Genomic DNA, 18,561 nt, shown 5'->3' on the forward strand with positions numbered 1-18,561 from the left:
ACCGCTTGGCTCAGCATATAGCTGTACACTATTATTTCCATTATCTTTATTGATTCGATAGATACCGGAACAATAGAAGAGAAAGATACTTTTTGTTGGTTTCACTTTTGTATTATTTTCTCTGGAATAATAGATGTAATTATCATCTACGTTGATATAACGTGCTTTATCATCGTTTATTTTCATTATATTATTACATTCTAAATCCATACTGTACAAGGTTCCATCATCATTAAAATTACTAAAATAAACCCTACCATCTTGTTCGCAAAAAGTTCCACCGTTATATAAATTACCAGCGGTATTTCCTATATAATCTTTTGTATTATAATGTACTTTTTCGTCTTGTTTGTTGATAAGAACAAAGATAATTAGTACAGCGGGTATCAATATGATAGCAAGAAATCGCATTATTTTTTTCATTTTATTGTACACCATCCTTATTTAAACCGAGATATGTTTTTTAGGTAGTCCGCAAGTGTACTTATACTCTTTTAGAGTACTCTTACCCTTGCGGAGTACTTTTTCTCTTAAAGATAGTATCACCCTTCAGGGATATTTACGTTTCTCAGAGAACTTGTATATTTTACAAAGTACCGTGTTATACCGCATAGTTTATCTTTGAAAATTAGTTCATTGACAAAATGATGCAGATAAAAGTAATTCACATTTTATTTTTACTTGTCAGCATTACTATTAATGTAAGTGCCAATTTCTCTATAGAAGGTTAGTATAAATAAAATTGATCCACAAAATAGTCCAGTCATTAATATGGAAAGTGCAATGATTCCTTTTTTCATATAAATCTATACCTCCATTTCTATAAACTTTTATAAAGTTTTAAAGATCTGCTTTTATTACCCGGATAACCTTAAATAATAAGTAGAAAGGCTACACATTGTATCAATGATATCTGCATAAATAGTATCGTCATGATTAAATTATCACATTATAAGTAAGGTAACCAATCTATTCCTTTCGTATTCTTTCCTTTTCTTAATTCATAAAAGGTTTATAGTTATATTTTAACAAAATATATCAAGATGTAAAGAGAAAACAATTGTTTAGTATATTGTATTTAATATTCCAATATTTATCCACTCAGAAACAAAGATTTTGTTGAAAATTAAAGAATGTATGGATATAATAAGCGTTAAGAATGGAGGCGGTGACATGATAGACTTAAAAAGAAGTAGAGAAGAAATAGATAAGATTGATGCAAAAATTGTAGAACTGTTTGAACAGCGAATGAAAATATCTCAAAATGTGGCAGAATATAAGATTAATACTGGTAAGCCGGTTTTAGATAGAGAAAGAGAGAAACAAAAACTTGATAGCGTAGAACAACTTGCTAATTCAGAATATAACGGTCAAGCGGTAAGAGAACTATTTTCACAGATTATGTCCATGAGTCGTAAACTTCAATATACTATGATGAATTATAACCAAGCAGGAGAGTTTCATAAGATAACTGAGATACCCAAAAATAAAGAAACTAAGGTTGTGTATTTTGGAACGAAAGGATCTTATTCAGAACAAGCAATGGAAGAATATTTCGGTACTGAGATAACTTGCTTTGGAGCATCTAGTTTTTATGAGGTTATGTCAAAAGTCGCTAATGGTGAAGTAGATTACGGAGTATTACCAATAGAGAATACTACTACAGGTGGAATTACTGATATTTATGATTTACTTGTGGAATTTGACAACTACATTGTAGCGGAACAAGTACTTAAGGTAGATCAAGCTTTACTATCCTTATCTGGTGCGAATCTATCAGAGATACGTACCGTATATTCTCATCCTCAGGGAATTTTACAAAGTAGAAAGTTCTTAGCGCAGAATCCTAATATAAAAACAGTGGAATATGGAAGTACAGCAGGATGTGCTAAGAAAGTACTGGAAGATGGGGATAAAACTCAGGCAGCGATTGCAAGTATACGTGCTGCAAGCACATACGGGTTAGAGGTGTTAGCAAGCAATATTAATTATGAAGAAGTGAATTCAACACGTTTCATCATAATAACGAAGCAGCGTCAGTTTTGTGAAGGTTCGAATAAGATGAGTATATGTTTTACGCTTCCTCATGAAAGTGGTTCTCTTTATAATATGTTATCTCATATTATTTTTAATAATTTAAATATGTCGAAGATCGAATCTCGTCCAATACCAGGTAAGAAGTTTGAATATCGTTTCTTTGTTGATTTTGATGGATGTATCGAAGATGCTTCCGTAATTAATACGCTTCGTGGAATTGAAGCAGAAGCTTTGGATATCAAAATTCTTGGAAATTATATTGGAGTCGATATGTAATTGAACCATGTTTTCATCATTTTTTCAAAATCTGAACACAAATCGTACACAAACTATTGTTAAACTAAAGCCATAAGGTAAACAAAAATAAATCATTGATTTGAAGATATCAGATAGAGAAGAAAGGAGAATGACATATGAACGATATGGATAACAGAAAAAATGAGGAAGGCTTATTTAGCCAAGATAATTCACAACAACAAAATAGTTCATTTGATCAGATGGAAACATCCTATGAGGCACCTAATTTTGTAATGGTGGATAGTGACAAAAGGGAAGAAAAAGTAGTCCAGTCAAAAGTGATTGAAAACTCAAACGAAAACGAACCAAACATTAACTCACAGAATGTAAATCAGGAGGACACTAGAAGCCCGTACTTCACTAATCCAACCGTAAATGAAACTGTTAACAAGGAAGAAGATAAGACTAAGAATAAAAAGCAAAGAACGGGTAAGGGCAAGAAATTTTTAAAAAAGACAGCAGCGCTTGTATCTGCCGCAGCCTTGTTTGGTGCTGTAGCAGGAGTTGCATTTAACGGTGTTTCGATCGGTGGAAAAAATGAAGGTGCGATTGGAATGAAACCAATCGATGAGAAAACAGGAATTACTGATACTACCTCAGACAATGATATCGTACAAACTGGATTGACAGAGGTTAGTGCAACCGATGTATCTGGAGTAGTTGAAAATGTTATGCCAGCCATAGTAGCAATTAATTGTTCTGCAACTCAGACACAATATGATTTCTTTGGTAGAGAATACAATCGTGAGATATCCGGTAGTGGTTCTGGCTTTATTATTGGACAAAATAATAAGGAAATATTAATTGCAACAAATAACCACGTGGTAGCAGATGCAACTGCAATCGAAATTGTATTTAATGATGATTCTAAGGCGACTGGAACTATTAAGGGTAGAGAACCATCCTCTGATTTAGCTGTAGTAGCCGTAAATATTGATGATTTAACAAAGGAAACAAAGGCAAATATTAAAGTTGCAACTTTAGGAAATTCAGATAATATTAAAACTGGAGAGATGGCAATTGCGATTGGTAATGCACTTGGTTATGGTCAATCTGTAACCGTTGGTTATATCAGTGCATTAAATCGTGAAGTTACTGTTGACGATGTTACCTTAAATTTAATCCAGACCGATGCAGCTATTAATCCAGGTAATAGTGGTGGCGCGTTAATCAATGCGAAAGGTGAAGTAATTGGTATAAACTCTGTCAAGTATGCGGATACAAACGTAGAAGGTATTGGATATTCAATTCCTATCTCCCAAGCGATTCCGATAATTAATGATTTGATGAACCGTGAAGAACTAAAGGAAAATCAAATGGCTTACCTTGGTATTTCTGGAAAGGATGTAGAAAAGTCCTATGCAGAAGCATTTAATATGCCTGTGGGTGTATATATTTACAAAGTTTCAGAAGGTAGTGCAGCTGAAAAATCCGGGCTACATCAGGGAGATATCATTACCGCATTTAATGGTAGATCGGTATCTGATATGAATCAGTTAATGAGTATCCTTAGCTATACAAAGGGAGGTACGGAAGTCACCTTAACTGTAAATATCCTTGAAAACGGGAAATATGTAGAAAAAGAGATTCCGGTTACTTTAGGTTTTAGAACAGATTCATCAAAATAATAGAATAGACTAGCACAAATCCCCCTTCGACTCGATATACTATGTAGTGTGAATGTGAATTGAAGGGGGATTTCAATGAAGAAACGCGTTGTTGCTTTGTTCATTGTATCACTTATGATAGTATCACTTGTTGGATGTAAGAAGGATACAAAATATACAGAGGTGAATTTAACGGAAGTAGCTCACTCCATTTTTTATGCACCACAGTATGTGGCAATAGAATTAGGATATTTTAAAGACGAGGGGTTAAAGGTAAATCTAACCAATGGTCTTGGTGCAGATAAGACGATGACCGCTGTTCTTTCAGGCAACGCTGATATAGGATTCATGGGATCGGAAGCCTCCATCTATGTATACAATGAAGGTGAAAAAGATTATGTTGTTAACTTTGCGCAATTAACACAACGTGCAGGTAACTTCTTGGTGTCTCGTGATGAGAATGAGAACTTTGCATGGAATAATCTGAAAGGTAAAACTGTTATTGGAGGACGTATTGGTGGGATGCCTGAAATGATTTTCGAATACATCCTTAAGAAGAATAGTATTGATCCAAAGAAAGATTTAACAATAATTCAAAATATTGATTTTGGTATTACTGCTCAGAGTTTCCAAGCTGGTACTGGTGATTATACAATTGAATTCGAACCTGCTGCTACAGGTCTTGAACTTCAAAAAGCAGGAAAGGTTGTTGCTTCTCTAGGTGTAGAGAGTGGTATGGTTCCTTATACGGCTTATTCAGCAAAGCTTAGCTATATTAAAGATCATCCAGAGACAATTCAGAAGTTTGTAAATGCTCTTCAAAAAGGGATGAATTACGTCAATAGTCATACTTCAGAGGAGATTGCAAAGGTTATTAAACCTCAGTTTAAAGAAACAGATATGGATACTGTAACCAAGATAGTAACTAGATACAAGGATCAACAGACTTGGAAAGAAGACCTAATCTTTAAAGAAGAAAGCTTTAATCTATTACAGGATATATTAGATAGCTCAGATATGTTAGCAAAACCTGCATCTTATTCTGATTTGGTTGATACTACGTATGCTACGAAAGCTGCAAATAAATAATTTATCATAGAGAAGAAAGCGCGGTTAAAACCCGTGCTTTTTTTGTTACCATTATCATAAACGTTGCAAGATTACTGAAAAAATGGTAATATAATAGATATCAAACCAAGGTATTTAGTAAATTTGGAGGTGGATTATATGAAGATGATCTTAGCAATACTAAAAAATGATGATGAACAAGCTACAATCGCAGAGTTAAATAAGAAGCATTATTTTGTTACAAAGTTATCTTCTACCGGTGGTTTTCTTAAGCAAGGTAATACATCTTTGCTGATTGGTGTAGATGACAATAAAGTTGATGAAGTGTGTGGAATTTTAAAGAAAATGTCAGGCGTGCGTAATGAGGTTCAATGTTTATCTTCGTATGCAGGTACAGACTCTATGTATCCAGGAGTAAGCACACCTTACCCAATTGATGTGCAAGAGGGTGGCGTAACGATATTCGTACTTCCTGTTGAGCAATGCTATAAGATATAGTTTATTAAAATTATACACTATGAATTAAAAAATCAGAGAATCAATAATAATTAAGAAATCAATATTTAAATAAATGGTGAGCTAAGAAATCAAAGATTTATAAATCAATAAACAATGAACTAACTAATCAATAAACAATAATGGTGAACTAAGAAATTAATAAACAATAATGGTGAACTAAGAAATCAAAGATTTATAAGTCAATAAACAATGAACTAACTAATCAATAAACAATAATGGTGAACTAAAAAATTAATAAAATATAAATTGCTACAAATGAATCAATGTAGTATCAAGAATAAAAAAAATCTCCAGCGAAATGTTGAAGTGTATCTCAAATGTTAGATAAATATATCTAGCATTGAAGGTGCACTTCATTATGTTCACGGGAGATTTTTTATATGCATATCGACAAAGATAGTTTGTTAATTTTCTTGATAAAATAGAAAGTTAGAATTTATTAGCTACGGTTACATTATAATTTTTTTTCGGTGAAACACCGATAGGCTTCGCACGTTTTAATGAGAATCCTAGGAAAAATGGATGCTTCATTATAAATTGAGTAATTCGATTGAAATAAGGGTTCGCCAATAGGATAGTAAGTAAAACGCAAAATGGTATTATCAATAAGATAATCAGTTTTGGCATACCAAGTAACCAGGCGAAGAATCCATGTGCCATGAAACGATTACGAAGGAGGATATGTAAAATATAAACTGGCAACGTTCGTTCTCCAAGTACGGTAAAGGATAATTTGATTCTAGGTACTAACAAAAGAAAACTTATACTAAAAACGAATGCAAGAGCATACCAGATGAAACGAATAAAAGCTCCATAATGCCAATATTTTTTAAATATAGAGATATAGGAAGAACCCGCAAATACGATTTTAACGAATGGTTTTACATAAGGATAAATCACAGTAAGTACCAAAAAGCTACTGATAAACAGAAGAATTGCAGGTATTCTTAATCTTAAATTGAGTAACTTATCCAGTTGTTCTTTTGTTGTATAAAAACCTAAAATAAAAAATGGTAGAAATACAATTGTTCTTGATAAGACCATAAATGAGCCTATAGAGGAGTCATAGCCGCATATTAGTGCAAGTAAGATGGTAGTAATAAGAACAAATTTTTTATTGCTTTTTTCCAAGAAAGGAATTGCCATCGTCCAAAATACAAGCGCTAATAAATACCACGGAGCATCTTTAACATTGAAAAGGTTTAATTTACCTTTCATTCCGGTACAAATATAATTACTAATCTTGAATAATAGAAACATCCAAAATAGAGACATAATTTTATATGTATTAAATCTTCCGTTTTTATGTACATGTTTCGATAAATAGCCAGACACAAAAATAAAGCATGGCATATGAAAAATGTGAATGATATAGTAGAGATATTTTAGCTCCTTTATTCTAGTAAGTTGGCTTAAAAAATGTCCCATCACTACTAAAATTATTAACCCAAATCGTAAGTTATCGATATAGGGGTCGCGTCCCGTATCATTTTTCGTTATTGGTTGCGGATGATACCATCTTTTTAATAACAAATACATAGAACTTGTCCTTTCGAAGGTTGTAATAATATGAAATAACAATATTAAAAAAATACCCCATAAAATTGTATAGCATATTAATAGCCTAACCAATTCCATGGGGTATTGTTAATGTGGGAAAGTTAAAATTAAACTCGTAAAATTACTCGTAAAAATTTTAAATTGCCTTATTTCCTATTCTTCTGTAGTGTCTGCTTCTTCTGAACTATCACAGCAGTCGCATTCAAAATCATCATCAAATTCATCGTCAAAATCATCTTCGAAATCTTCTAGATAATCAGGAGTCATAAATTTGTATACAGCATAAGCAATGCCTGCAATAGCTGCGATTGCTCCGACAATAGCAAGTATGAAGATTAAAGTATGTTTCTTCTTCTCAATCGGATCTTCTTTTTTGTGAATTAATTCGCTTAGTTTAGAAGCAGCAAGTAACTCACTGAACTTGTCGATTTTATTATTCATAACAGCACTTCCTTTCCTATTCTCTGATGATTCATTACAAACGAGTGGACTATCATCATTTGTATTGATTTCGGTTATTAGTCCTTCGCAGCAAGCATATTGCTCGCGAATCAAAAATCATGTAATCAAACACGACTTTATTTTAATAAATTTCGTTCGTGTATATTATACCACCCACTTGCAGTTTTTACTATATGAAAATAAGAAAATTAAACCAGTCCATGAAAAATAAAGCAATTAGGACATTATTAGTATGCCACAATGCGTTTATTCTACAATTTTTTCTAATTTAGCGAAAGAGGATAACATTTTTTTGATACCTTGTTCGCCAAAGTCAACTGTAACTTCGTAATCTCTGCCGCCTTTTGTTAGATTTGTAACAACACCTTGTCCAAATTTAATATGCGCTACAGTATCACCAACGCCATAGGCAAGAGTGCCAAGATTACTGTTACCAAAATTTTTGGTTGGTAATGTACCACCAACGGATGGTTGAAACCCGCGTGTTGTTTTTGTTTGACTAGAAAAAGATGGCATGGAATTAATTCCAGTTGTACCATGCATGGAAGGTGTAGCCTTATCAAACATGCTATCATTGAAACTACTTGATGCTTTTACATATGAATTATCTGAGTCAAACATGCCACGTGACTGAGTAGAAAAGTTTGGTGATGCATTACGGATTGGACTTTCACCATAGGAATCCTTTGCAAGATATCCTTTATTCTGGGCGGACTGAATCGTTAAAAGATAGCGAGGAATCTCATTAATAAACCTGGATGGACGATTAAATTGGGTTTCACCTCGCATCATTCGCTGTCTAGCTGCACTTAAATATAGCTGTTTCATAGCTCTCGTGATTCCTACATAGCAAAGACGTCGTTCCTCTTCGATTTCAAGTTCGGGATTTTCCGCATTGATTGACATATAGCTAGGGAAAATGCCATCCTCCATACCACAAAGATACACATAAGGGAACTCAAGACCTTTCGCACTGTGAAGGGTCATTAATACGACGTGATTGCTATCTTCTTCAAGAGAATCAATATCAGCAACCAAAGCTACTTCTTCTAGGAAACCGCTAAGGGTTGGAGGTTCGGTTGCTTCCACTTCATAGGTTACGATTTTATTAATAAGTTCATTGATATTTCCGATACGATCTTCTGCGGACTCGTCGTCACCTTCTTCTAATTCTTTTAAGTATCCGGTAGCCTCTAAGATTTCTTCTATCAAATCTTTTAAGGTAAAAGAATCAGAGCGTAGTTTACTTTTTACAGCTTCTATAAAACTGACGAAGGAAGTGATTTTTGAGGTAGAACGACCTAGTCCAGGGATATTTTCCGCATGGCGTAGGGCATCATAAAAACTCATATTATTTTTCACAGAGTATTCTTCTACACGGTCAAGGGTAGTTAAACCAATCCCTCGCTTCGGAACATTAATAATACGTTTTACCGCAATGCCATCAAGCCCGTTATCAATCGTTTTTAAGTAGGCTAGAAGGTCCTTGATTTCTTTTCTTTGGTAGAAATTAATACTACCAATGATTTTATAAGGAACGCTTCGCTGAATCATTTTCTCTTCGAATACACGAGACTGTGCGTTTGTTCTGTATAGGATGGCAAAGTTATTAAAAGATATACCATCTTGATCATGTAATGTTTTGATACTATCAACTACCTGGCTTGCTTCTGCAAAATCAGTATCATACTGGCAAAAGGCAACTTGTTCACCATCTTCATTATCGGTCCATAGAGACTTATCTTTACGGCCAAGGTTGTTGTGAATTACTTCATTTGCTGCATTTAGAATATTTTTTGTAGAACGATAATTTTGTTCCAGTTTAATAACAACTGCATTTAAATATTCCTTTTCAAAATCTAGGATATTTCGGATATTAGCTCCACGGAATTTATAGATGGACTGATCGTCATCACCTACAACGCAAAGGTTATGTTCCACTTCATTATATTCATTCAAGCTATGTGCAAGTAAACGTATTAATTTAAACTGAATAGTATTGGTATCCTGATACTCGTCCACCATAATGTATCGAAAACGATTACGATAGTAATTTAATGCCTCTGTATTAGACTGAAACAGTTCAACTGTCTTCATAATCAAATCATCAAAATCAAGTGCATTGTTTGTTTTAAGTCGTCTCTGATACTCTTTATACACATTGGAAACCTTCATTTTGTTGTAATCACCCAATGCAGATAGTTCATATTCTTCTGGTGAGATGCCTTCATCCTTAGCACTTGATATAGCAGAAAGAAAGACTCTTTCTTTGGTCTGCTTTGTGTCAATTTGTAAGAATTTTAAAACTTCACGTATTAGAGTCTTTTGATCATCCGTATCATAAATTGTAAAATTGCGATCATATCCGAGGGTTTCAATAAAACGTCTTAGGATACGAACACAGGTGGAGTGGAAAGTACTAACCCAAATATTTTCAGCACCATATCCAACAATCTTATCGACACGTTCTCTCATTTCTTTGGCTGCTTTATTCGTAAAGGTTAGTGCCATAATCTGATATGGATTCACATTTCTCTCTTCAATCAGATAAGCAATTCTATGGGTTAACACTCTAGTTTTACCAGAACCAGCACCAGCTAAGATAAGCATCGGACCACGATCATGCTCCACGGCTCTTCGTTGTTCTGGGTTTAGGGAATCGTATATACTCATGAGGTATCAAACCTTTCTTAGTTATTCATGACAAGTTAAAGTTCGCGAAGCGTACTTTAACTTGTTTCTATTAATCTTTTAAGTAGGAGTTGCTACAGAAAGCTCATTTTTAACAATAATAGTTTAAGAGATTATGTAATTAACTTTGAATGAGATGCTTTCGCTAGGGAAAAACATAGAATAACCTCTGTTATAAAATAAAAAATTGACTATAATCTATAGCGATTTACTTAAAAGAGCAAACGTATGTTTATTATAGCATGCAGGGAAGGGAGATACAATAGGAAATCCCAAGGTGTATTTTGATTCGTAGGAAACGAAACAAATATGCTTGCTCACTGACGCACCCTACTTATTACAAGCCTTGTTACAAAATAAATAGATTTTTTAGGATTAAATCACTGTATTTATTCGTGTTGACATGTGGTATTCATTACTATATAATGTGACATAGAGGTGATATTTTGGACAAACAACGGGAAAAAGAGATAATGGAACTTATCGAAGGTTTACGAAAAATCAATTATGTAAAACCTGGAGATGTTCCAAATATTGATTTATATATGGACCAGGTGACAACGTTTATGGATAAACATTTAGAGTCCTCAAAGCGCTATTCTGAGGATAAATTGTTAACCAAAACGATGATTAATAATTATACAAAAAATAATTTACTTCCGTCACCAAGTAAGAAAAAATATTCAAAGGATCATATGTATCTTCTTATATTTATATATTACATGAAGAATATATTATCCATAAGCGATATACAAAGTATACTAACTCCTTTGACTGAGAAATTCTTCGAAGGAGATAGCAAGGTTAGTTTAGAAGAGATTTACGAAGAAGTCTTTCGGCAGGGAGAGGAAAGCTCCATGACTGTGAGTAAGGATGTTATTCGTAAGTATCAGAAGTCAAAGGATGCTTACCCTGAGATGGATGGGCAAAAGGATCACGATTTCTTACAGATGTTTTCTTTTGTGTGTATGCTATGTTTTGATGTTTATATGAAAAAGCAGATGATTGAGAAAATTATCGATGATCATTTTTCAACGACATCTGAGAAAGAAAAGGATAAAAAAGAGAAGTCGAAAGAACATGCGAAAGACAAGGATAAGTCATCTAAGTAAAGGATAAATCATCTAAGTAAAGGATAAATTCTCAAAGTATTTAACTAGGATAAATTATCAAAGGATAATAAAATAAGGATAAATATCAAAGTAATTTAAGACAAGAATAAGTTAGTAGAAGCGTGTAAAATGAGATTATTAAGGTTAACAAGTTATAACATAAGATAGTAAACAAATTTTAAAAATAATTTTAAATCAAATAATACTTATCAAAGCTAAAAAAAGGTATTCGAAATTTTTTCGAATACCCTTTTTTTACGTTCTATTATTGTGCCTCTTCCTCGTCCGTTAATGAAATTTCAGGAATTCTACTAAATACTAAATCATAACCATCATTACCGTAATTTAAAGAACGGTTCACACGGCTAATAGTAGCAGTTGAAGCACCAGTTTTTTCTGCTATTTCAAGATATGTCTTTTTTGCACGAAGCATTGCAGCTACCTCGAAACGCTGAGAAAGAGACAGTAATTCATTCACAGTACAAATATCTTCAAAGAAAACGTAACATTCGTCCTTGTTCTTTAGACTTAAAATTGCATCGAATAAATAATCTACTGAATCATTCTTAATGTTTTTGCCCATTTTAATTTCTCCTTTATAAGCTTTTCAATCATAGTAAGTACGATATAGGATTTCTTAACCTAAGTAGTCGAAATAGCTACGATATGGAAAATTTAGCTACTTTCATAAAAATATACGATTCTAATAACTTTAAATAGAATCGTATCATTATAACTTTGTGTTCTATCTCATATAACTCTGATACAGTCATATTTTATCACTATACATTACTAAAGTAAAGAGTATTTTCTTTTCATTTTTATGAAAGTTTTATTAACTAGAATAAGTTGGGAAACCTAGACAATAAGGAAAAGATTCGATATAATGTGTAAAGTATTTGTCAGGAGTAAATAAGAAAAGCACGCTTTGTGAATTTTTCTTTATCATGAATAAAAGGATAACAATAAGTCAAATACTTGACTTTTTAGTGAAATAGAGAGGAATGTAGGATGAAAAAAGGAACAGAATGTATTGGAGCAGTAGAACGAATTGAGTTTCCTAACAAAGGAATTGTAAAGGTGGATGATGAAAAGATTATTGTGAAAAATACCATCACAGGTCAAAAAGTTCGCTTTGTAATTAATAAAGTAAGAAAAGGAAAGTGCGAGGGTAGATTATTAGAGGTGGTGGAAAAGTCTCCACTGGAAACCAAAGAAGCTGTTTGTTCTCATTTTGGAGATTGTGGCGGCTGTACTTATCAAACAATACCTTATGAAACCCAGATTAAAATAAAGGCAGATCAAGTTAAGAAGTTAATTGATGAGGTAATAGCGCCAGAGAATAAAGAGTATGATTTTCAAGGAATAGAGGGTAGCCCTTTAGAGTTTGGATATCGAAATAAGATGGAGTTCTCCTTTGGTGACGAATATAAAGATGGACCACTGGCACTTGGACTTCATAAAAAAGGAAGCTTCTATGATATTGTTACAACATCGGATTGCAAATTAGTACATGAGGATTATAATCGTATCTTAGGATGTGTGCTGTCCTTAGCAAAAGAGTATAACCTTAACTATTATCACAAGATGAGCCATGAGGGTTATTTACGTCACCTTCTAATTCGTCGTGCAGCCAGAACTGGGGAAATTCTTGTGAACTTAATTACAACTTCACAAACAAATGTTTTAGTAAATGGGGAAGAAGAATTTCTAAATAAACTACGTGAGTCTCTTAAAAACCTTTTACTAGAAGGTAACATTGTTGGAATACTTCATACAGTAAATGATAGTTTGGCAGATGTTGTACAAAGTGACCGTACGGATATTCTCGATGGACAAGATTACATCTTCGAAGAAGTGCTAGGACTTAAATTTAAAATCTCTACTTTCTCTTTCTTTCAAACAAATTCGCTAGGTGCAGAAGTACTTTATAGCTGTGCACGTGATTTCGTCGGTGAAACAAAGGATAAGCTTATCTTTGACTTATACAGCGGAACAGGAACGATTGCTCAGTTACTAGCTCCAGTTGCTAAGAAAGTAATTGGTGTAGAGATTGTTGAGGAAGCAGTTGTTGCTGCAAGAGAGAATGCCACCCTAAATAATTTAACAAACTGTGAATTTATCGCGGGTGATGTCTTAAAGGTAATCGACACGATTGAAGAAAAACCTGATTTAATTGTGCTTGATCCTCCAAGAGATGGAATTCATCCAAAGGCACTGGATAAGATAATTGATTACGGGGTAGACCGTTTGGTGTATATTTCATGTAAGCCTAGTAGTTTAGCTAGAGATCTTGTGGTACTTCAGGAAAGAGGGTATCAGGTGGAGAAGGTAAGGTGTGTGGATATGTTTCCTTGTACGGTACACGTTGAAACTGTGATTCTGATGACACGTTGTGGTCGAAACGATAAATAAGCCACTACAACCACAAGATGTCGTGGTTTTGGAACAAAAAATGGGAAAAATTAAGCTAAAAAATGCCCGATTTTTGCCCTGATTTTTAAGGGGAAATATAGATGACATCGGCTTATTTGAGAAATGACAGATGGAAAACGAGGGTTTGAGGTAAATAATAACTTGTATGCATTTGGCGGAAAAGGCGCATAAAAGATTTATTATATATAGACACAACAAAGCTCACCAAATAAGGAGGATGCTATGAACTGGGAACCGTGGACAGGCTGTTATAAAATCAGTGATGGTTGCACATATTGTTATTTTTATGGGCCCCATGCAAAACGATACGGTCAAAACGCCATAGAAAAGACAGACAAATTCGATTGGCCTATAAGGATGAATGCAAAAGGCGAATACAACATTAAAGGCAATAAAATTCTTGCAACTTGTTTTGCAACTGACTTTTTTCTTCCTGAAGCAGATGAATGGCGTAAAGAAATATGGGCTATCATCAAGGAAAGAACAGATATAGAATTTTTGATTTTGACAAAGCGGATTGACCGCTTCCTTGTATCACTTCCGTCAGATTGGGGTACTGGATATGATAATGTAAATATTGGGTGTACTGTCGAAAATCAAAAATTAGCAGATTATAGGCTTCCATTATTTTTATCCTATCCGATAAAGCGGCGTTTTATTGCCTGCGCACCGCTCTTAGAAGCGATAGATTTGATATCATATCTTCATGGAGTAGACCATGTTACAGTTGGCGGAGAAACGGGGCGAGAGGCTCGTGAATGTGATTATGATTGGGTACTTAATATCCGTGAACAATGCGTAAAAGCAAATGTAACATTTTGGTTCAAAAATACAGGCTCACTTTTTAAACGTGACGGAGTAGTGGAAAAAGTAAATCCATTTAATCAAACCAGTATGGCGAAAGAGCTTGGTATAAATATTTCAGACGGAAAAAGGTTGTTTTGACAGGAACGGAATAGTATAAAACATTATTGCCTATATTGTTTGATTAATGTTCTGAACCAGTCCAATGAGAATATAGCAGGCATGCCTAACATTTTAAAATTAAAATGAAGAAAATCCAGAGGTACCTCGATGATAAATCTTGGTGCCTCTGTTTTCATATAAAACCAAAAACAACTTAATAAATGCCATCGGGTAAACAACCATGAGGTTATGTTCTTCGTTACTGAAAAACATAGCTTCTTTTTTTATTGTTCAATTTGCAGAAAAAGAAAGGATTGATTAAAGTGATTACAAGATTTATGAGAAATACACCTCTCGCTGTTATGGGTATGTCATCTTTCATATGGTAATCAGTTTTTGTAATTGACTAAACCGAAGGGTTTTATCAATTGCGATAACGGCCTTTCGATGCATCTTCAAGCAGATTTGCGAGCCGCGCCATATGCGCAACTGCAACTTGCCTTGAGTGTACAAAAAAGATGCCGCATCTCTCTAGCACCCCCTTGGCGGAAGATTAGCTTTCTTGAGAAACAGTCTTCTGAATCTGCAATTTAGGCGTTAAATCTCCGCAATTTCACATGGGATATATAATCATTAGTAATCAAGGAGTCGCCCGTTATCGTTCCACTCCCCATACATCTTACCATTTTTTGTGTTTTCAATAAATTTATTAAGCCTTTTCTCAAATAACTCATGGTTGTTCTTTACTTGAACAATTGTATCTATACGTATTCTCCTATACAGTTCAGGAAAGCCCATAAAATTGCTGTAAGTGACGTCATTCTCTCTTAGCCTATTTTCAATTACTTCATCTATTACAAAATCATTATAGAAAATGTCGGGTAATACGCTTCTTCCAAGTTCCGTCATAAGCCCCAAACGCTCAAGACGGAGTACACGCTGTTTATTGAGTTCCGTCCATGAACTTTTCCTCGCTCTGGGAGATAGTCTCTGGATAAGCTTATCTTCGGAATATTTTTTCTTTATGCCGTCTATCCATCCAAAACAAAGAGCCTCTTCAACAGCGTCCAGATATAATAATGTTTCTGGCTTCTGTGTTATGCTGATAATTACCCAGCAATATTTTTTTTTATTAGAATTTAACTCTAGCCAATTTCTAAGTTGTTCTCTTGTGGTTATATTGAGTATATTCTCCATTTTATTTAAGACCTCCTTATATTATTAACTTGTCTTGTCCATTATTTTTATTTTATATTGCTTCCCAGCTTTGCAAATACACAGTATCCCGTTTTATTTTTGTTGACGGGGGATGGAAAAGCGTTGCAACGGCTGTTCCAACGTTAACTGACTCAATGGGATAAGCGCATATCGCATATACTATAAAAGAATAATTGGGAACTGCCCTCACTTGAATGTAGTTCCCAATTAAATATTCCTTATTTTGAACTATGCATTGATTCAGTGATCCGATTAGTTTAGCAACAACTACTTATCATTTTTACTACTTATGCGTTTGAAATTACACTATCAAGAAACTTGGCTGCATCACTGTTAAACTTCCATGTTATCCCAAATTTATCAACCAGCATTCCAAAACACGAAGACCAAGGAGTGTTCGATAAAGGCATGATAACATAACCTCCAACCGACAAATTACTAAAATACTTTTCCAACGCTTGTTTATCTTCAATGATAATACTGATTAGCATATTATTTCCTTTTACCAGCTCACCTGTAGTTTTCTTCATAGAAGGTGTGATATCTGACATCATAATCATTCCTTCTGCGAATTCTATCGATGATTCCATAATCATATTCAACTCATTTTCAGGTAATGGATAATTTGGATCTTGGGGAAAATCCTTGAACTTTATCATTTTCACTTTGTCCGAGTTAAAAACCTCCGAATAAAAATCAATTGCCTGCGCGGCATTCCCATCAAAATTTAGATATGAAATAACTGACATGTGATAGCCTCCTTATTTATTTTATAATGTAATTGTACGATACAAAAGGTGACAGCTAGATTGTCACCTTTTATTATTAATAATGTTAAACATACTTTTTCATAATAAGTGAAAAGTCTATGCTGTCTATTGATCAGAAATGAAAACATTGAAATTATTTGTTCGTTATTGAAGTTTTGTGTTATTATATAGGTTAGTCTCAACCAGTCGTTAGGACTTCAAATTAAGATAATAAAAACAGATCGATATGAAGATAAAAAATATGTAAGCAGACATTAACACGGCATCTAGGTTTTTTATTTAATAGTTCAAGGAGAATATTTATGGGAAAAATCGACAGATTAATATCTATTGTTATGATACTGCTACAAAAGGATGTTGTTTCAACAACACAGTTATCAAAAATATTAAATGTCTCTAAAAGAACAATCCTTCGTGATATGGAAACACTAAGTTTATCCAAAGTACCAATATACTCGATTAACGGTGTTAATGGCGGCTATGGTATTATGGACGAATACAAAATAGATAAACATCTCTTAACCAACACAGATATAGAAAATATATTAACTGCATTGAACGGACTAGAACAAATACTCTTTAGTAAAGAAGTTGAAGCGACAATCTATAAAATTCAAGCAATGGTCAACTCATCATTCTTAAAGAATACAATACATTTGTCATTTTATGATTGGAGCGGTCGCCAAGAGATTCTAAATGTTTGTCGAATTTGTCAGGAAGCAATACTGAAAAATAGATTAGTTTCTTTTGATTATTCTGACAGAAATGGTATTCTGACAAATAGGATTGTTGAGCCCTATCAACTACATTTTAGTGAAATGAGCTGGTATTTGAAAGCTTTCTGTTTAAAACGGAATGAATATCGAACTTTTAAATTATCTAGAACCGAAAATCTTAGCATCAATAAGGGTTCATTTGTTCCTAGAGATTATTTGGATTATCAAAAATCTGAGGAAGCATATAATTCACAATTGGTTCAAGTTAAAGCATTGATTTCACCCAGTATCAAAGATCATTTTATTGAGAGATATGGCAAAATGAGCATTGAAACCTATAATTCTGATTTTTTATTAGCAACAATTTATCTTCCACAAGATAGTATAGGCTACCAATTTTTAGCCAGTTTCGGATCTAAACTAGAAATAATAGAGCCCAAATCATATGTTGAGAATTATCGTAGATTCTTATGTGAACTATTAGAAAAATACCAGTAATTTCTCAAGGTCGTTTCAAGAACTTGTAGTTTCAAAAAATCATATAAAATTCATATGCCGTGCAGTCATATTGAGAATAGCTGTTGATCTTAAATGACCTTTGCCATCTATTAACAACTCACATTTTGAATGTTCAGTATTTTATAAGATCATCAGTGCTTTTTCGACACCGTGAAGGTGAACCTTTTACTCTAAGAAATTTTAACGATAGAAAAAGAAAGTTTAATATTCAGCTAGCCATTTCCGTGGTGAAGTATAACTTACTACTCCGCTGGCCATAGACAAATGGAATATTAAAATGTCTTTAAGAATGGGGGTATAAAGTTATTTCTAGGGAGAAAGTGTGTAAAACGAGCGGGAGTTTGTGGAAGCCAATAAAGAGGGAAAACTCTGTGGGGGAAAGAAACTCCGGTGGCCTGCGAAACACGGCCCCGTCTTTACATTGACGATAATTTTATTCTTTCCGAAGAAAAGATTGGGATTACTATACAGGCGTGCGCTTGGTACTCACAAATATTTTTGATAAAAGGGAAGTACTCGCATACGAAACCCCAACAGGAGCGGGAGCCAGCCTGACACTCATTCTTCAGTAGGATTTTTCCGGAACAATAGCAGATTTTCTGTGCATGGTAGAAAAAAGCCCCGCTGAATCAGACTGGAAGCA

At 33.9% G+C, this 18,561-nt stretch carries 15 protein-coding genes; 8 read left to right on the plus strand and 7 right to left on the minus strand.

The annotated features are described in order from the left end of the window. A partial coding sequence (locus RTP52_RS02840) for a DUF5050 domain-containing protein (protein ID WP_312369117.1) occupies positions 1–423 on the minus strand: 423 nt, incomplete at its 3' end. Positions 424–1,173: 750 nt separating this feature from the next. Between RTP52_RS02840 and pheA the strand changes: the two genes are divergently transcribed. The 4 genes from pheA to RTP52_RS02860 all read left to right on the plus strand — a co-directional run bounded on the left by pheA (position 1,174) and on the right by RTP52_RS02860 (position 5,507). Next, positions 1,174–2,313, plus strand: a complete 1,140-nt coding sequence (gene pheA, locus RTP52_RS02845; protein ID WP_312369119.1) for a prephenate dehydratase — start codon at positions 1,174–1,176, stop codon at positions 2,311–2,313. A 137-nt stretch (positions 2,314–2,450) separates the two neighbouring features. Further along, entirely contained in the window at positions 2,451–3,962 is a 1,512-nt protein-coding gene (locus RTP52_RS02850; protein ID WP_312369121.1) for a S1C family serine protease, read from the plus strand. Positions 3,963–4,037: 75 nt separating this feature from the next. Continuing rightward, positions 4,038–5,030, plus strand: a complete 993-nt coding sequence (locus tag RTP52_RS02855) for an ABC transporter substrate-binding protein (protein WP_312369123.1) — start codon at positions 4,038–4,040, stop codon at positions 5,028–5,030. A gap of 138 nt (positions 5,031–5,168) precedes the next feature. Further along, positions 5,169–5,507: a cyclic-di-AMP receptor gene (locus RTP52_RS02860; protein WP_012199379.1), complete on the plus strand. Its 339-nt coding sequence runs from the start codon at positions 5,169–5,171 to the stop codon at positions 5,505–5,507. Positions 5,508–5,957: 450 nt separating this feature from the next. Here the strand turns inward: RTP52_RS02860 and RTP52_RS02865 are convergent, their stop codons facing one another. From RTP52_RS02865 to RTP52_RS02875, 3 genes are all read right to left on the minus strand, one after another. Continuing rightward, complete coding sequence (locus RTP52_RS02865) at positions 5,958–7,067, minus strand: acyltransferase family protein (RefSeq protein WP_312369126.1); 1,110 nt, start codon at positions 7,065–7,067, stop codon at positions 5,958–5,960. A gap of 174 nt (positions 7,068–7,241) precedes the next feature. Further along, positions 7,242–7,529, minus strand: coding sequence for a DUF4366 domain-containing protein (locus RTP52_RS02870; RefSeq protein WP_312369127.1), 288 nt, complete (start codon positions 7,527–7,529; stop codon positions 7,242–7,244). 267 nt (positions 7,530–7,796) lie between these two features. Continuing rightward, the gene (locus RTP52_RS02875; RefSeq protein WP_312369129.1) at positions 7,797–10,223 is read right to left on the minus strand and encodes an ATP-dependent helicase; all 2,427 of its coding nucleotides are present in this window, start codon (positions 10,221–10,223) and stop codon (positions 7,797–7,799) included. Between the two features lie 491 nt (positions 10,224–10,714). Between RTP52_RS02875 and RTP52_RS02880 the strand changes: the two genes are divergently transcribed. Beyond that, complete coding sequence (locus RTP52_RS02880; protein WP_312104922.1) at positions 10,715–11,353, plus strand: DUF1836 domain-containing protein; 639 nt, start codon at positions 10,715–10,717, stop codon at positions 11,351–11,353. 265 nt (positions 11,354–11,618) lie between these two features. On the opposite strand, the gene RTP52_RS02885 is transcribed toward RTP52_RS02880, so the two are convergent. Next, the gene (locus RTP52_RS02885) at positions 11,619–11,936 is read right to left on the minus strand and encodes a YerC/YecD family TrpR-related protein (protein WP_312369131.1); all 318 of its coding nucleotides are present in this window, start codon (positions 11,934–11,936) and stop codon (positions 11,619–11,621) included. 428 nt (positions 11,937–12,364) lie between these two features. On the opposite strand from RTP52_RS02885, the gene rlmD reads away from it, so the two are divergent. Both rlmD and RTP52_RS02895 read left to right on the plus strand, forming a co-directional pair. After that, entirely contained in the window at positions 12,365–13,768 is a 1,404-nt protein-coding gene (rlmD, locus tag RTP52_RS02890) for a 23S rRNA (uracil(1939)-C(5))-methyltransferase RlmD (protein WP_312369133.1), read from the plus strand. A gap of 243 nt (positions 13,769–14,011) precedes the next feature. Further along, a complete protein-coding gene (locus RTP52_RS02895) occupies positions 14,012–14,734 on the plus strand; it encodes a DUF5131 family protein (protein WP_312104896.1) in 723 nt (240 codons plus the stop codon). Positions 14,735–15,328: 594 nt separating this feature from the next. On the opposite strand, the gene RTP52_RS02900 is transcribed toward RTP52_RS02895, so the two are convergent. Beyond that, a complete protein-coding gene (locus tag RTP52_RS02900) occupies positions 15,329–15,892 on the minus strand; it encodes a YdeI/OmpD-associated family protein (RefSeq protein WP_312369135.1) in 564 nt (187 codons plus the stop codon). A gap of 308 nt (positions 15,893–16,200) precedes the next feature. Further along, positions 16,201–16,662, minus strand: coding sequence for a VOC family protein (locus RTP52_RS02905; RefSeq protein WP_312369136.1), 462 nt, complete (start codon positions 16,660–16,662; stop codon positions 16,201–16,203). A 323-nt stretch (positions 16,663–16,985) separates the two neighbouring features. Between RTP52_RS02905 and RTP52_RS02910 the strand changes: the two genes are divergently transcribed. Then, entirely contained in the window at positions 16,986–17,897 is a 912-nt protein-coding gene (locus RTP52_RS02910) for a helix-turn-helix transcriptional regulator (RefSeq protein WP_312369137.1), read from the plus strand. Positions 17,898–18,561 lie beyond the last annotated feature (664 nt).

This window comes from Lachnoclostridium sp. (assembly GCF_031997925.1).
Lineage (GTDB): Bacteria > Bacillota > Clostridia > Lachnospirales > Lachnospiraceae > Lachnoclostridium.

Excerpts from the sequence above, each read along its gene's own strand:
- pheA (WP_312369119.1), top strand. The coding sequence starts at position 1,174 with ATGATAGACTTAAAAAGAAGTAGAGAAGAAATAGATAAGATTGATGCA.
- RTP52_RS02850 (WP_312369121.1), top strand. The coding sequence starts at position 2,451 with ATGAACGATATGGATAACAGAAAAAATGAGGAAGGCTTATTTAGCCAA.
- RTP52_RS02855 (WP_312369123.1), top strand. The coding sequence starts at position 4,038 with ATGAAGAAACGCGTTGTTGCTTTGTTCATTGTATCACTTATGATAGTA.
- RTP52_RS02860 (WP_012199379.1), top strand. The coding sequence starts at position 5,169 with ATGAAGATGATCTTAGCAATACTAAAAAATGATGATGAACAAGCTACA.
- RTP52_RS02865 (WP_312369126.1), bottom strand. The coding sequence starts at position 7,067 with ATGTATTTGTTATTAAAAAGATGGTATCATCCGCAACCAATAACGAAA.
- RTP52_RS02870 (WP_312369127.1), bottom strand. The coding sequence starts at position 7,529 with ATGAATAATAAAATCGACAAGTTCAGTGAGTTACTTGCTGCTTCTAAA.
- RTP52_RS02875 (WP_312369129.1), bottom strand. The coding sequence starts at position 10,223 with ATGAGTATATACGATTCCCTAAACCCAGAACAACGAAGAGCCGTGGAG.
- RTP52_RS02880 (WP_312104922.1), top strand. The coding sequence starts at position 10,715 with ATGGAACTTATCGAAGGTTTACGAAAAATCAATTATGTAAAACCTGGA.
- RTP52_RS02885 (WP_312369131.1), bottom strand. The coding sequence starts at position 11,936 with ATGGGCAAAAACATTAAGAATGATTCAGTAGATTATTTATTCGATGCA.
- rlmD (WP_312369133.1), top strand. The coding sequence starts at position 12,365 with ATGAAAAAAGGAACAGAATGTATTGGAGCAGTAGAACGAATTGAGTTT.
- RTP52_RS02895 (WP_312104896.1), top strand. The coding sequence starts at position 14,012 with ATGAACTGGGAACCGTGGACAGGCTGTTATAAAATCAGTGATGGTTGC.
- RTP52_RS02900 (WP_312369135.1), bottom strand. The coding sequence starts at position 15,892 with ATGGAGAATATACTCAATATAACCACAAGAGAACAACTTAGAAATTGG.
- RTP52_RS02905 (WP_312369136.1), bottom strand. The coding sequence starts at position 16,662 with ATGTCAGTTATTTCATATCTAAATTTTGATGGGAATGCCGCGCAGGCA.
- RTP52_RS02910 (WP_312369137.1), top strand. The coding sequence starts at position 16,986 with ATGGGAAAAATCGACAGATTAATATCTATTGTTATGATACTGCTACAA.